Below are 13905 nucleotides of genomic sequence, written 5' to 3'. Positions count from 1 at the left end.
CTTTTTTGTTACTTGACCACCTTCAGGCTAGGACGCCCGCTTGGCCGAGGCGGCTGGCCGCCGCCGTCTGGAGAGTCGTCATCGTCCGTGCCGAAACCCTCTTCGTCGAGCGCAAAGTCATCCTCCTCCATGGAGGGCTCCAACTCGAAGACCATTCCCTGGCCGTTCTCCCGGGCATAGATACCCAGGATGGCGCCTGTAGGCACGTACAGACTGTGGGGTACGCCGCCGAAGCGACCCTCGAAACTTACGGCCTGGTTATCCATGTGCAGACTGCGTACGGCACTGGGCGATATGTTGAGGACGATCTGACCATCGCTGGCAAAACCATCGGGCACTTGGACTTGTGGGTATTCGGCATTGACCAGCATGTGGGGCGTGCAATCGTTATCGACGATCCACTCGTAGAGGGCTTTAACCAGATAGGGGCGACTGGAATTCATCACCGGCTCCTTAAACGTTGCGCATTTCGCGCTCGGCGGACGACAGGCTCGCCATGAATGACGGGCGGGCGAACTGTCGTTCCATGTAATCCAACAAGGGCTTGGCTTGCCGCGGCAATTCGATGCCCATGCTCGGCAGGCGCCATAGGATGGGCAGTAGACAACAATCGAGCAGGCTTTGCTCCTCGCTCATGAAACAGTTGAACTCGCCGAACAACGCTGATACCCCAATCAGGCTCTCGCGCAGGTTCTTGCGTGCCTCAAGGCTCGCGGCCTTGGCACTGCGTGAATCCAGAACGACATCGGCCAGCGCGCACCAATCTCGCTGGATACGGTGCATCAACAGCCGGGTATTGCCCCGCGCCACCGGATACACCGGCATCAAGGGCGGATGCGGATATCGTTCCTCGAGGTACTCCACGACCACGGTGGGTTCGTACAGTGTCAGATCGCGGTCCACCAGGGTCGGGACGCTGCCATAGGGGTTGACCTCGACCAGCTTCGGCGGCAGGTGCGCGGCATCGACGTCGATGATCTTTACGCTGATCCCCTTCTCGGCAAGCACCAGGCGTACCCGGTGGGAATAATGGTCAGCGGGGTCGGAATAACAAGCCAACCCATTGATGACGTCCATCACGTGACTCCTCGCATAAACATGCGTGCAATAGCCTAAACGCGAACGCGCTCCGAGACGGAGCTGGCTGATGGCCAACGCCGCATCGGAGCGCGTTCAACTTCCTGCTATGGCTGCGCGATCAGTGCACGTCCTTCCAATACTCGCGCTTGAGGAAATAAGCGAATACGAAGAAGACGGCCAGATACAGCAGCACATAGGTGCCGATGCGCTGGCTCTCCAGCTTCACCGGGTTGGCCGAATAGGCCAGGAAGGTCACCAGATTCTTGACCTTCTCGTCGAACTGTTCGGGCGCCAGGGTACCGGAATTCGGCTCCACGGTCAGCTGATCACAGGCTTCGTGGGTCAATGGGCTGCCGGTCAAGGGGTCGAACTGCTTCTTGCCCTCGACGACGGTTTGCACCTGCTTGCAGCCAATGACCTGGTTGCCCTGCAATCCTGCCAGCACATTGGGCATGCCGACGTTGGGGAACACCTTGTTGTTGACGCCATAGGGCCGTGACGGGTCGGCATAGAAACTGCGCAGGTAGCTGTACAGCCAGTCTTCGCCACGCACCCGGGCCACCAGGGTCAAATCGGGCGGCGCGGCACCGAACCAAGTTTTTGCATCCTGCGCCTGCATGCCGATCTTCATGTGATCGCCGATCTTGGCGCCGGTGAACACCAGGTTTTCCAGCATCACATCATGGGGAATGCCCAAGTCGTCGGCCACGCGCTCGTAACGTTGGAATTTGGCACTGTGGCAACCCATGCAGTAGTTGGCGAAGGTGCGCGCGCCGTCTTGCAGGGCGGCTTTGTCGGACAGGTCGACATCGACCTTGTCCAATGTCACGCCATGCTCCGCCGCCCACGCGAACAGCGGCAACAGAGCCAGCAACATTACAGCAATCAGCTTATTCATCAGCCAGTCACCCTTTCCGGAACCGGTTTGGTCTGTTCGAGCCGGGTATAAAACGGCATCAGCAGGAAGTAAGCGAAATACAGTGCGGTACACACTTGCGAGAGCAAGGTCCGGCCAGGGGTCGGTGCCAGGACGCCCAATACGCCCAGGATCACGAAGGACACGCAGAACACCAGCAGGAACACCTTGCTCAGCCAACCTTTGTAGCGCATCGAGCGCACCGGGCTACGGTCGAGCCAGGGCAGCACGAACAGCACTGCGATCGCCGCCCCCATGGCGATCACCCCCATCAGCTTGTCGGGCACCGCGCGCAAGATCGCGTAGAAAGGCGTGAAGTACCAGACTGGCGCAATGTGTTCAGGGGTCTTGAAAGCGTTGGCTTGTTCGAAGTTGGGTTTTTCCAGGAAATACCCGCCCATTTCCGGGAAGAAGAACACCACCGAGCAGAACACGAACAAGAAGACCACGACGCCGACGATGTCCTTGACCGTGTAGTACGGGTGGAACGGAATGCCGTCGAGGGGAATGCCGTTTTCGTCCTTGTACTTCTTGATGTCGATGCCGTCGGGGTTGTTCGAACCCACTTCGTGCAGCGCCAGGATGTGCAGCACCACAAGCCCGAGAATGACGATGGGCAATGCCACCACGTGCAGGGCGAAGAAGCGGTTCAGGGTGATGCCGGAAATCAGGTAATCGCCGCGGATCCATTGGGTCAGGTCATCGCCGATCACAGGAATGGCGCCGAACAGCGAAATGATCACCTGCGCCCCCCAATACGACATCTGCCCCCAGGGCAACAGATAGCCCATGAACGCTTCGGCCATCAGCGCCAGGTAGATCAGCATGCCGAACAGCCATACGAGCTCGCGGGGCTTTTGGTAGGACCCGTAGAGCAGGCCGCGGAACATGTGCAGGTAAATCACGATGAAGAACGCCGAAGCGCCGGTGGAGTGCAGGTAGCGCAGAATCCAGCCGTATTCCACATCGCGCATGATGTATTCGACCGATGCGAACGCTTCTTCGGCGGAAGGCGTGAAGCTCATGGTCAGCCATACGCCGGTGACGATCTGGTTGACCAACACCAGCAACGCCAGAGAGCCGAAGAAGTACAGAAAGTTGAAATTCTTCGGGGCGTAGTACTTGCTCAGGTGCTCTTCCCACATCTTGGTCGCGGGGAAGCGTGCATCGATCCACTGCATGAACTTGCTCATCACACGCTCTCCTGATCGACGCCGATGACGACGATGTCGTCCGACTCATAGGCATGGGGTGGCACAGGTAGATTGAGGGGCGCTGGCTGCGACTTGTAGACGCGGCCCGCCATGTCGTAATGCGAGCCGTGGCAAGGGCAGAAATAGCCGCCGACCCATTTGGGACCCAGGTCGACCGGCGCCACTTCGGGACGGAACGTGGGCGAGCAGCCCAGATGCGTACACAACCCTACGAGGATGAGGATGTCCGGCTTGATGGAACGCGTTTGGGCATCGACGTAGCTGGGCTGATCGGAGACCTCGGACTGTGGATCGGACAGATCGTCGACGATCTTTTGCAGGTTGCCCAGGATCTCCGGTGTGCGTCGTACGATGAACACCGGCTGGCCACGCCACTCGGCCACCATCTGCTGGCCTGGCTCGATCTTGGCGATGTTGACCTTGACCGGTGCGCCCGCCGCCTTGGCTTTGGCACTGGGAAACCATGACCCCACGAACGGTACCGCAGCGCCCACTGCCCCCGCTGCACCCACCACCGAAGTGGCAGCTACAAGGAAGCGGCGCCGCCCTGCATTGACGCCGTCATTACTCATTCAGTCCTCTCCCCATCAGCGTTCACGACCCATTCTGCGGGCCTGTCATCAGGCAATATCTGTGGCACCAAAATTTGGCCGCCATGGTAAGAAACAAGCCCACACAATTACAAGGTGATTAGCCGCGAGGCGGCGCCAACCCTCGCATTGCTTGATCTACGTCTATAAGGCGAGACGAAGCGGATACGGACAAGGCCAGTGCGCAGGCAAAAAAAAACCCGATTCCAGGGAATCGGGTTTTTTCGACTGCCGAAGCGCGATTAACGCTTGGAGTACTGAGGACGCTTACGCGCTTTACGCAGACCCACTTTCTTACGCTCGACTTCACGAGCATCGCGGGTGACGTAGCCAGCGCGGCGCAGTGCTGGGCGCAGGGCTTCGTCGTATTCCATCAGCGCGCGGGTGATGCCGTGGCGGATTGCACCGGCTTGACCGCTGACACCACCACCGGCAACGGTGACATAGATGTCGAACTTCTCGAGGTTCTCGGTCAGTTCCAGCGGCTGGCGAACAACCATGCGAGCGGTTTCGCGGCCGAAGAACGTGTCCAGAGGACGGTTGTTGATGGAGATGTTGCCAGTACCTGGACGCAGGAACACGCGAGCGGTTGCGGTCTTGCGACGGCCAGTGCCGTAATTTTGAGTCGCCGACATAATGAACTATCCCGTTAGATCTTCAGTTCTTGAGGCTGCTGAGCAGTGTGTGGGTGAGCAGCACCCGCGTACACTTTCAGCTTGCGGTACATGTCGCGGCCCAGCGGGTTCTTAGGCAGCATGCCTTTGACCGCGGTCTCGATCACGCGCTCGGGGGCCTTGGCGATCAACTTCTCGAAGTTGATTTCCTTGATACCGCCCGGGAAGCCGGAGTGGGAGTAGTACATTTTGTCTGTAGCTTTGGCGCCAGTGACACGTACCTGCTCGGCGTTGATGACGACGATGTAGTCGCCGGTGTCAACGTGAGGGGTGTATTCTGCCTTGTGCTTGCCGCGCAGACGAAGAGCGATTTCGGTGGCGAGACGACCCAGGGTCTGGCCAGCGGCGTCGACGACGAACCAGTCGCGCGTTACTGTTTCCGGTTTAGCAGTAAAAGTTTTCATTCTCTAAAGCCTCAGAGGCCGCCCAGCGAAAATTAAGACGGCGAATCTTACTGGTTAGTGCATCACTTGACAAGTCAAGCGCGCAGCCGCATACGGACGCTATAGGGGGCTCGGGTCGGCGCGTCCAGATTCGGCAAAGGTTTCTCGTACAACGCGGTGCATCACTTCCGCAGCGCACGAAGGCGCGTAATTATCCAGATTACGCAGGATATTTCAACCCGCTTCGATCATTTTCCACTTGAGGAGACAGACCCACATGGAATACCGCAAGCTAGGCGGCACCGCGCTCGAGGTCAGCGCCCTGTGCCTTGGCAGCATGACCTGGGGCGAGCAGAACGACGAGTCCGAGGCGTTCGAGCAGATCGCCATGGCCCGCGATCATGGGGTCAACTTCATCGATACCGCCGAGATGTATCCGGTACCCCCGCGTCCGGAAACCTATGCCGCCACGGAGCGCATCATCGGCAACTGGTTCCGTCGGCACGGCGACCGCGAGCAATGGACACTGGCCAGCAAGATCGCAGGCCCGGGCAACGGCATCAGTCATATTCGCGACGGCCAGCTCAGGCACAACCGCCAGCACATCGTCGCGGCACTCGACGCCAGCCTGCAGCGCTTGGACACCGACTACCTCGATCTCTACCAGTTGCACTGGCCGGAACGCAGCACGAACTTCTTCGGCAAGCTCGGTTACCAGCACCTGCCGAACGACCATTTCACTCCCTTGGAAGAAACCCTCGAGGTGCTGGACGAACAAGTCCGCGCAGGCAAGATCCGCCATATCGGCCTGTCCAACGAAACGCCCTGGGGCACCATGAAATTCCTGCAACTGGCCGAAAGCCGTGGCTGGCCGCGGGCGGTGTCGATCCAGAACCCTTACAACCTGCTCAACCGCAGCTTCGAGGTCGGCCTGGCGGAGGTAGCGATCCGCGAGCAATGCGGCCTGCTGGCCTATTCGCCTCTGGCCTTCGGCATGCTGTCGGGCAAGTACGAGCAAGGCGCCCGACCGGAGGGCGCACGCCTGACCCTGTTCAGCCGCTTCGCCCGCTACTCCAATCCGCAGACCGTCGACGCTTGCAGCCGTTACGTGCAATTGGCCCGCGAACACGGCCTGGACCCGGCGCAGATGGCCCTGGCCTTCGTCACGCGCCAGCCGTTCGTGACCAGCAACATCATCGGCGCGACCAACCTCGAACAGCTCAAACTCAATCTCGACAGCAGCCGCCTCGAGCTCAGCGACGAACTGCTTGCGGCCATCGAAGCCATCCACCAGGACCAGCCCAACCCGGCTCCGTGACCATGGGAAGGCGCTTCGGCGCCCTCCTCCGGCGTTTCGCGCTAGACAGCGACGAAAAAAGGTAAGACGATCCAGCCACGGATTGACCACTTACCCCTATAAGAACAAAGACCATGACGCCAATTTCCTCTCGCGCCCAATTGCAGCGCGTCAGCATCCTGGCCACCGATCAGGTGTTCGCCTCGACCCTGATGCAGGCCAAAGACTTCTTCCATCTGGCCAGCCTGCGCTATAGCCGCCAGCTTGGCCTGAGCCCACAGCCGATGTTCGAGATCTGCCTGGTCAGCCCCGACGGCCAAGCGGTCGACAGCTTCAGCAAAGTGCGCATTCCCGTCGACGGTAGCCTGGATGACGCCGACGTCATCATCCTGCCGGCCTTTTCCGACGACTTCGACCGCCTGCTGGCCAAGTCGCCCCAGGTGCTGCCTTGGCTGCGTGCGCAGCACGCCCGCGGGGCGGTACTCTGCGGCGAGGCCAGCGGGGTGTTCTGGCTGGCCGAAGCCGGACTGCTCGACGGCAAGGAAGCGACCACCTACTGGCGCTTCTTCAACAGCTTCGCCGAACGTTTCCCGAAAGTACGGTTGAACCAGGACAAGCACCTGACCGACGCCGACAACCTGTATTGCGCAGGCGGCACCACTTCCGCCTGCGACCTGTACATCTACCTGATCGAGCGTTTCTGCGGCGCCAACGTCGCGCAAGCGGTCGCCCGCGACATCCTCTATGAAGTGCAACGCAACTACACGCCAGGGCGCATGGGTTTTGGCGGCCAGAAACTGCACCAGGATCTGATCATCCTGCAGATCCAGCACTGGCTGGAAGACCACTTTGCCGACAAGTTCCGCTTCGAAGACGTGGCTCGCAACCATGGCATGAGCATTCGCAATTTCATGCGCAGGTTCCAAGGCGCCACGGGTGACAAGCCCTTGCACTACCTACAGCGGCTGCGCATCGAAACCGCCAAAGGCCTGTTGTCGAGCACACGCAAGAGCATCAAGACCATCAGTTACGAAGTCGGTTACGACGATGCCAGCTTCTTCGCTCGGCTGTTCCGCCAGCACACTGACCTCTCGCCCAACCAGTATCGCCAGCAGTTCATGCAAGACAACGACCGGCCCGCCGTAGCCAACGGCAGGTGAGCCGAACGTGCAGCCGTCATCGACGAAAAAAGCCGGGCAGACTCAGGTCTGCGCCGGCTTTTTTTCGTATTGGCTGGACGCGCTGGCGCGTCGCCTAAGGCTTGTGCGCGCGCGACAGGAACTCGTGGGATTGCATTTCCAGCAGACGGCTCAGGGTGCGTTGGAATTCGAAGCTCAGACGGCCACCGGTGTAGAGGTCTTTGAGTTCGACTTCAGCTGAAATGATCAGCTTGACGTTACGGTCGTAGAACTCGTCGACCATGTTGATGAAGCGGCGGGCAATGTCGTCGGAGGCGACGCCCATCTGCTCGACGTTGCTGAGCAGCACGGCGTGGAAGATCTTGCCCAGCTCGATGTAGTCGTTCTGGCTACGCGGGCCATCGCACAGTGCGCGGAAATCGAACCAGGCGACGTCGTCGCAGGTACGCAAGGCGTGGATTTCGCGGTTTTCGATCATCAGCACGTCGTTTTCCACCGCCTGCGTGCAGTCGGGCGTCAAGGCCTTGAAGCTCTGGCGCAGGCTTTCGTGTGCGGCGTCGTTGAGCGGGTAGTGGAACAGCTCGGCCTGTTCCAGATGGCGCAGGCGGTAGTCCACGCCGCTATCGACGTTCACCACGTCGGTGTACTGCTTGATCATGGCGATGGCCGGCAGGAAGCGCGCCCGCTGCAGACCGTCCTTGTACAGGCCGTCCGGCACAATGTTCGAGGTGGCCACCAGGGTGACGCCGTTCTTGAACAGCTCTTCCATCAAGGTGCCAAGAATCATGGCGTCGGTGATGTCGGAAACGAAGAACTCGTCGAAGCAAATGACCCGCGCCTCGTTGGAGAAACGCTTGGCGATGACGGTCAGGGGGTTCTTCTCGCCCTTGAGGGTTTTCATTTCCTCGTGCACGCGTTTCATGAAACGGTGGAAGTGCGTACGCATCTTCTGCGGGAACGGCAAGGCTTCGAAGAAGGTGTCGACCAGGTAAGTCTTGCCGCGACCGACGCCACCCCAGAAATACAGGCCCTTGACCGGGGTCTGCTCCTTGCGGCCGAACAGCTTGCCGAGCATGCCCGGTTTGTTGTTCTGCGCCGCCAGCAGGTCGTCGTACAGCCGCTGCAGGTGACGCACCGCCGTTTCCTGCGCTGCGTCGTGGAAGAAGTCGGGACGTTTGAGATCTGCTTGGTATCGTTCTAGAGGCGTCATAATTCGCTAGCGAGGCAACAAAACCGGGCCGTCACTGTAGCGACGGCCCCGAGTAATGGCAATCGGACTTGCGTCAAGTTGCCTCAGCCCTCGACGGGTGCCAATGCCGCACGCAACCTGAGGATGGCCGCATCGCGCGCCTGGGCGTCAGCGAACGCGGGCCCTTCGGCGACCGGCTCACCTTCCAGCCAGAGATGGTAACTCAGGCCTTCGGCGCGCACGTCCGCTTCCCCGCCCTGCTGCAGTTGCTTGCTGACGGCCCCGGCGCTCTTGCCGTCGGCGAAGGCGCGCGAGAGCAGCAGTTGCTCGCCGTCGGCAGCCAGCAGGCGGAAGCGGAAACTGCCGTCCTGCTCGCGGAAACTGACGAAGCGGGCGCTCTTGATGGCTTTCTTGGCCACTTCGGGCGCGGCCTGGACGATGTTGCGGAACGAGCGCAGGCCCACCGCTTCGCGCAGTTGTTCGAGGAAGGGCGTGGCGGTGTGGCGCGCCTTGGCGGCACCGGCGAGCAGGATGTCTTCGAGATCTGCCGGACGGGCCAGCAGTTCGTGGTAACGCTCGCGTGGTGCGGCCAACTGGCCGTCGAGCAGTTGGAACAGACGCTGCTTGGCCTCGCCCCAGCCCAGGCCCTGCAGCAGATCGTCGCGCAGGGTTTGCGCCTGAACCGGGGTCGCGAAGGCCTGGAACAGGGTGAACAGGTGCGAGGTATCGGGATCTTTCGCCTCGCCAGGCGCGCGCGAGTCGGTGACGATGCGCGAGATCGCGTCTTTCATGTCCCTGGCGCTGGCGAACAGGGGAATGGTGTTGTCGTAGCTCTTGGACATCTTGCGCCCGTCGAGGCCCGGCAGCGTGGCGACGCTTTCCTCGATCACCGCCTCGGGCAGGGTGAAGAACTCCTTGCCCTGGCCGAACAGATGGTTGAAGCGCTGGCCGATGTCGCGGGCCATTTCCACGTGTTGCACCTGGTCGCGGCCGACCGGCACGCGGTGGGCGTTGAACATGAGGATGTCGGCGGCCATCAGCACCGGATAGCTGAACAGCCCCATGCTGACGCCGGCATCCGGGTCTTCGCCGTTTTCCAGGTTCTTGTCGACCGAGGCTTTGTAGGCATGGGCGCGATTGAGCAGACCCTTGCCGGCGACGCAGGTCAACAGCCAGGTGAGTTCGGGGATTTCGGGAATGTCCGACTGGCGATAGAAGGTGACGTTGTCCGGGTCGAGGCCACCGGCCAGCCAGGTGGCGGCGATCTCCAGGCGCGAGCGCTGGATGCGCTGCGGGTCGTCGCACTTGATCAGGGCGTGGTAGTCGGCCAGGAAGTAGAACGAGTCGACGCCAGGCTGCTGGCTGGCGCGGATGGCCGGGCCGATGGCGCCAGCAAAGTTGCCCAGATGCGGGGTGCCGGTGGTGGTGATGCCGGTAAGGATGCGCGTAGTCATGGGGTGTTCGCTTGGTCAGGCTTGGCTCAGTTCGAGAGACGCGGCAACAGCAGATCTTTCAGATCGGTCAGCTTGCCATGGAAGAAGTGCCCGCATTCTGCCACTTTCAGCAACGCATGGGGGCGCGGTAGCGCGTCAGACCATTCGTAAACCACGAGCGGATCGATGACCTCGTCGGCATCGGGCTGGATCAGGGTGACGGGGCAACGCTGCGGCAGCGCGAACTGCTCGGTCAAACGCATCACGGCCGGAGCGATCATGAACAGCTGGGCGATGTCGACGCCTTGGCTCTCGAGGCGACCGGCCAGCGCCGTGGCCACGAAACCACCAAAGGAAAAACCCATGAGCACCAGCGGCAGTTGCGGATGGCGCTGGCGCAGCCATTGGGCGGCAGCCTCGCTGTCGTCGACCTCTCCCGCGCCCATGTCGGAGCTGCCGGCACTCTGGCCGACACCGCGATAGTTGAAGCGCAGCGTGCTGTAACCGGCGTCGCGTGCGGTGCGTTGCAGGGTCGAGACCACCTTGTTGAGCATGGTGCCGCCTTGCACCGGGTTGGGGTGGCAGATCAGCACCACGCCACGGGCGTTCTCCACTTCCAGGTGCAGGCCCTCCAGGGGGCCGATCGGACCGTCGATGACGCAAGGGGTTTCGCGGACAAGCAAGGCTCTACTCCGTGACCTCGGGAGGGGTCGATTCGTCTAGCGGATTGAATTCTGTTCTGAGATAGTTGCGATCGCTCGCGGTATACAGCGCAGGTCTGAGCCGTTAACGTAAAGCAAAGCCGTTTATAGAGGAAGGACTCGTGGAACTCTCGCTCCTTGTTTGGTTGTTGCCGACCCTGGCATTGGTGGTCGGCGTGGTCGCCGGCTTTGTCGCTGCCCGTCTGCTGCCCCATGCCGCGCCCAGCAGCTCGCAACGCCAGCTGGACGATCTCCAGCAACGCTTCGACAGTTATCAGAACGAAGTGGTGACGCACTTCAACAGCACCGCCACCCTGGTCAAGCGCCTGACCCAAAGCTACCAGGACGTGCAGGACCACCTGGCCGAAGGCGCCGACCGCCTGGCGCTCGACGACCTCACCCGCCAGCGCCTGCTCGCCGCATTGCACTCCGAGGCGCCGCAGCACCACCGCGACCGTCTGACCCCACCACGCGACAGCGCCGACGCCCCTCGCGACTACGCGCCCAAGGCGCCGAACTCGCCGGGTATGCTCGATGAGAGCTACGGTTTGAAGCACTGAACCGCTGAATGATCGAAGGCCTTACTTGAAAGGTCGATCGTTGCCCTAAAAGAAAAGCCCTGCGGTTGCAGGGCTTTTCTTCATCTCACGTCAGCGCCAAGGATTGCCGTTTTCATCGTCGTCTCCGCCAAGGCGGCCGATGGTCGGCTCTATGTAGTCGATAGCGTTCATAGTGGTGCTCCTGATAGATGCGCTGGTCAATCACCAGCCCTTGCACACTAAGAGCGCCATTGCACAGCGGGCAGCAGGCAGGGATTCCCGCCCCGTTGCTCGAGCGTAAGTCTAGAACCTGCCAGCAGCCTCAGTTCCCATGAACAGGCACGCCAGCTCATCCTAAGTCCGCCCAGCGCCACAGGGCTGAACGGACGGGCGTTTCCATCGCTTGTTTAGCGCGGACCACCGCTCACGCCAGGCCCCCCGCCTCCATGCCCACCGTGCCCGCCCCCGCCACCTGGTGGCATGAACAACCAGCACCCCGAGAGACTGGACACCATCGCGGCCACCAAGGCCGCACGCAGGACTCGCTTCAATTTCATTACGGCACTCCGAAAGCTGGAAAACAGATGCCTCCTCCACTTACAGACCCGGCACCGCCGCGAGTGTAGAGTCAAGCCCGGCCTGGCCGTTGCGGCTTTTACCTATCTTTACCTTTTGCGGGAAAACCTTTCAGCCGATCGTTTGAATGCGGTTCGCCGCGCATTTCCTGGCCCACAAAAAAGCGGCGCCACCCTTTAAGGGTGACGCCGCTTTCGTAGCGTCCGCCGAATCTGCAGGACGCAGCGCCTCAACCAGCCCCGCCAATCCAGGGCTGGTAATGACGCTTAGATCGCCCCACGCCGACGCAACGCGTCCAGCACCTGCTTCACGCCGTCCTCGACGCTGCTGTTCTGCGTGTCGATGACCACATCGGCGTCCAGCGGCACATCGTACGGGAAGCTTTCCCCCGGGATGTTGTCGCCTTCGGCCGCATACAGCCCTTGCGGGTCGCGGGCGCGGCAGGCCAGGGGCGAGGCCTGGACGTAGACGGTCAACAGACGGTCCTGGCCGATCAGCGCCTTGGCCTGTTCGCGGCCTTCGGCGTCCGGGGCGACGAAGGCGGCCAGGGTCAGCAGGCCGGCTTCGTTGAACTGGCGCGCTACGTGGGCGGCACGGCGCCAGTTTTCGGTACGACCGGCGCGATCCTGCGGCAAGCCCTTGTTCAGGTCATGGCGCAGGTTCTGGCCGTCGAGCACGTAGACCGCACGGCCCATGTCGAACAGCTTGCGCTCCACGGCATAGGCCAGGGTGCTCTTGCCGGCGCCGGACAGGCCGCTGAACAGCACGGTGGCCGGTTGCTGGCCGAAGCGCCGGGCGCGCTCTTCGGTAGCGACGTGGGCGGTCTTGCCATGCTGGCCGTTGCCGCCATGGGGCAGGACCGGCGGCGCGATGATCATGCCGGCGCCGACGGTGCCGTTGGTCAGGCGGTCGATGACGATGAACGCGCCGGTGGTGCGGTTGCTGTCATAGCCGTCCAGCGCCACCGACCAGTCGAGGCTGACGCTCACCCGGCCGATCTCGTTGAGCTGCAACGCGCTGGCCGCGCCCTTCTCCAGGGTGTTCACATCGACCTTGTGGGTGATGCTGGCGATCGAGCCCGGCACGTAGCTGGTGGCGCGCTTGATGTCGTATTTCTTGCCCGGCAGCATCGGCTCTTCGGCCATCCACACCAGCATGGCGTCGAATTGATCGGCCACCGTCGGTACGTTGTCGGCATGCACCAGCAGGTCGCCACGGGAGATGTCGATCTCGTCTTCCATGGTCAGGGTGATGGCCTGGCCGGGACCGGCATTCTCCAGCTCGCCTTCGTAGGTGACGATGGACTTGACCCGGCTGCTCTTGCCCGAGGGCAGCACCACCACTTCGTCGCCCTTGTGCACGATGCCGCTGGCGACGGTGCCGGCGAAGCCGCGGAAGTTCAGGTTCGGCCGGTTGACGTACTGCACCGGGAAACGCAGGTCGGTGAAATTGCGGTCGGCCGCCACTTCCACGGTTTCCAGGATTTCCATCAGCGCAGGGCCGGTGTACCACGGCGAACGCTCGCTGCGGTTGACCACGTTGTCGCCCTTGAGCGCCGACATGGGCACGAAGTGCAGGCTCGACGGTTGCAGGTCGATGCGCTCGGCGAAGTCCAGATAGTCGCTCTTGATCGACTCGAAGACCTGCTCGTCGAAGCCCTTGAGGTCCATCTTGTTGACCGCGACCACGATGTGCTTGATGCCCAGCAGGGAAGCGATGTAGCTGTGGCGGCGGGTCTGGGTCTGCACGCCGTAGCGGGCGTCGACCAGGATGATCGCCAGGTCGCAGGTCGAGGCCCCGGTGGCCATGTTGCGGGTGTACTGCTCGTGGCCCGGGGTGTCGGCGATGATGAACTTGCGCTTGGCGGTGGAGAAGTAGCGGTAGGCGACATCGATGGTGATGCCCTGCTCGCGCTCGGCCTGCAAACCGTCGACCAGCAGCGCCAGGTCGATGTCCTCGCCGGTGGTGCCGGATTTTTTCGAGTCGCGGGTGATGGCCTCGAGGTGGTCCTCGTAGATCATCTTCGAGTCGTGCAGCAGGCGCCCGATCAGGGTGCTCTTGCCGTCATCGACATTGCCGCAAGTCAGGAAACGCAGGAGTTCCTTGCGCTCGTGCTGGGCCAGGTAGGCGAGGATGTCCTCGCTGATCAGATCAGATTGGTGCGACATGGAGTA

At 61.7% G+C, this 13905-nt stretch carries 14 protein-coding genes; 3 read left to right on the top strand and 11 right to left on the bottom strand.

Annotation, left to right across the window (positions count from 1 at the left end):
• Positions 1–8: 8 nt before the first annotated feature.
• From AA0Z93_RS11750 to rplM, 7 genes are all read right to left on the bottom strand, one after another.
• Positions 9–443 (bottom strand): ClpXP protease specificity-enhancing factor, encoded by a 435-nt coding sequence (locus AA0Z93_RS11750; RefSeq protein ID WP_413048777.1) that lies wholly within the window; start codon positions 441–443, stop codon positions 9–11.
• A gap of 10 nt (positions 444–453) precedes the next feature.
• Positions 454–1077, bottom strand: a complete 624-nt coding sequence (locus tag AA0Z93_RS11745) for a glutathione S-transferase N-terminal domain-containing protein (RefSeq protein WP_413049022.1) — start codon at positions 1075–1077, stop codon at positions 454–456.
• A gap of 121 nt (positions 1078–1198) precedes the next feature.
• On the bottom strand, positions 1199–1978 hold the full coding sequence (locus AA0Z93_RS11740) for a cytochrome c1 (RefSeq protein ID WP_413048778.1): 780 nt from the start codon (positions 1976–1978) through the stop codon (positions 1199–1201).
• Positions 1978–3189 carry a cytochrome b gene (locus tag AA0Z93_RS11735; protein WP_413048779.1) on the bottom strand — a complete coding sequence of 404 codons (1212 nt, stop codon included), beginning with the start codon at positions 3187–3189 and terminating at the stop codon, positions 1978–1980. The genes AA0Z93_RS11740 and AA0Z93_RS11735 overlap by 1 nt, the downstream gene beginning before the upstream one ends.
• A complete protein-coding gene (gene petA / locus AA0Z93_RS11730) occupies positions 3189–3782 on the bottom strand; it encodes a ubiquinol-cytochrome c reductase iron-sulfur subunit (RefSeq protein WP_413048780.1) in 594 nt (197 codons plus the stop codon). Before petA ends, AA0Z93_RS11735 begins: the two co-directional genes overlap by 1 nt.
• A gap of 260 nt (positions 3783–4042) precedes the next feature.
• On the bottom strand, positions 4043–4435 hold the full coding sequence (gene rpsI / locus AA0Z93_RS11725; protein ID WP_028696599.1) for a 30S ribosomal protein S9: 393 nt from the start codon (positions 4433–4435) through the stop codon (positions 4043–4045).
• A gap of 14 nt (positions 4436–4449) precedes the next feature.
• On the bottom strand, positions 4450–4878 hold the full coding sequence (gene rplM, locus AA0Z93_RS11720; protein WP_413048781.1) for a 50S ribosomal protein L13: 429 nt from the start codon (positions 4876–4878) through the stop codon (positions 4450–4452).
• A 256-nt stretch (positions 4879–5134) separates the two neighbouring features.
• Between rplM and AA0Z93_RS11715 the strand changes: the two genes are divergently transcribed.
• Positions 5135–6175, top strand: coding sequence for an NADP(H)-dependent aldo-keto reductase (locus AA0Z93_RS11715; RefSeq protein WP_413048782.1), 1041 nt, complete (start codon positions 5135–5137; stop codon positions 6173–6175).
• A gap of 215 nt (positions 6176–6390) precedes the next feature.
• The gene (locus tag AA0Z93_RS11710; RefSeq protein ID WP_413049023.1) at positions 6391–7314 is read left to right on the top strand and encodes a GlxA family transcriptional regulator; all 924 of its coding nucleotides are present in this window, start codon (positions 6391–6393) and stop codon (positions 7312–7314) included.
• A gap of 94 nt (positions 7315–7408) precedes the next feature.
• Here the strand turns inward: AA0Z93_RS11710 and zapE are convergent, their stop codons facing one another.
• The 3 genes from zapE to AA0Z93_RS11695 form a co-directional block, all read right to left on the bottom strand.
• Positions 7409–8503 (bottom strand): cell division protein ZapE, encoded by a 1095-nt coding sequence (zapE, locus tag AA0Z93_RS11705; protein ID WP_296264600.1) that lies wholly within the window; start codon positions 8501–8503, stop codon positions 7409–7411.
• 83 nt (positions 8504–8586) lie between these two features.
• Entirely contained in the window at positions 8587–9936 is a 1350-nt protein-coding gene (locus tag AA0Z93_RS11700) for a tryptophan--tRNA ligase (protein WP_413048783.1), read from the bottom strand.
• Positions 9937–9962: 26 nt separating this feature from the next.
• Positions 9963–10598 (bottom strand): alpha/beta hydrolase, encoded by a 636-nt coding sequence (locus tag AA0Z93_RS11695; RefSeq protein ID WP_413048784.1) that lies wholly within the window; start codon positions 10596–10598, stop codon positions 9963–9965.
• A 140-nt stretch (positions 10599–10738) separates the two neighbouring features.
• Between AA0Z93_RS11695 and AA0Z93_RS11690 the strand changes: the two genes are divergently transcribed.
• Positions 10739–11176: a YhcB family protein gene (locus tag AA0Z93_RS11690; RefSeq protein WP_313741642.1), complete on the top strand. Its 438-nt coding sequence runs from the start codon at positions 10739–10741 to the stop codon at positions 11174–11176.
• A gap of 821 nt (positions 11177–11997) precedes the next feature.
• On the opposite strand, the gene cysN is transcribed toward AA0Z93_RS11690, so the two are convergent.
• On the bottom strand, positions 11998–13899 hold the full coding sequence (gene cysN / locus AA0Z93_RS11685; RefSeq protein WP_413048785.1) for a sulfate adenylyltransferase subunit CysN: 1902 nt from the start codon (positions 13897–13899) through the stop codon (positions 11998–12000).
• Positions 13900–13905 lie beyond the last annotated feature (6 nt).

Origin of the sequence: Pseudomonas phoenicis (assembly GCF_047302395.1) — a bacterium.
Classification (GTDB): domain Bacteria; phylum Pseudomonadota; class Gammaproteobacteria; order Pseudomonadales; family Pseudomonadaceae; genus Aquipseudomonas.
This window is presented reverse-complemented; position numbering and strand designations above follow the sequence as displayed.

What these genes read in the sequence shown, in the direction of transcription:
- AA0Z93_RS11750 (WP_413048777.1), bottom strand. Translation starts at nt 443, where the DNA reads ATGAATTCCAGTCGCCCCTATCTGGTTAAAGCCCTCTACGAGTGGATC.
- AA0Z93_RS11745 (WP_413049022.1), bottom strand. Translation starts at nt 1,077, where the DNA reads ATGGACGTCATCAATGGGTTGGCTTGTTATTCCGACCCCGCTGACCAT.
- AA0Z93_RS11740 (WP_413048778.1), bottom strand. Translation starts at nt 1,978, where the DNA reads ATGAATAAGCTGATTGCTGTAATGTTGCTGGCTCTGTTGCCGCTGTTC.
- AA0Z93_RS11735 (WP_413048779.1), bottom strand. Translation starts at nt 3,189, where the DNA reads ATGAGCAAGTTCATGCAGTGGATCGATGCACGCTTCCCCGCGACCAAG.
- petA (WP_413048780.1), bottom strand. Translation starts at nt 3,782, where the DNA reads ATGAGTAATGACGGCGTCAATGCAGGGCGGCGCCGCTTCCTTGTAGCT.
- rpsI (WP_028696599.1), bottom strand. Translation starts at nt 4,435, where the DNA reads ATGTCGGCGACTCAAAATTACGGCACTGGCCGTCGCAAGACCGCAACC.
- rplM (WP_413048781.1), bottom strand. Translation starts at nt 4,878, where the DNA reads ATGAAAACTTTTACTGCTAAACCGGAAACAGTAACGCGCGACTGGTTC.
- AA0Z93_RS11715 (WP_413048782.1), top strand. Translation starts at nt 5,135, where the DNA reads ATGGAATACCGCAAGCTAGGCGGCACCGCGCTCGAGGTCAGCGCCCTG.
- zapE (WP_296264600.1), bottom strand. Translation starts at nt 8,503, where the DNA reads ATGACGCCTCTAGAACGATACCAAGCAGATCTCAAACGTCCCGACTTC.
- AA0Z93_RS11700 (WP_413048783.1), bottom strand. Translation starts at nt 9,936, where the DNA reads ATGACTACGCGCATCCTTACCGGCATCACCACCACCGGCACCCCGCAT.
- cysN (WP_413048785.1), bottom strand. Translation starts at nt 13,899, where the DNA reads ATGTCGCACCAATCTGATCTGATCAGCGAGGACATCCTCGCCTACCTG.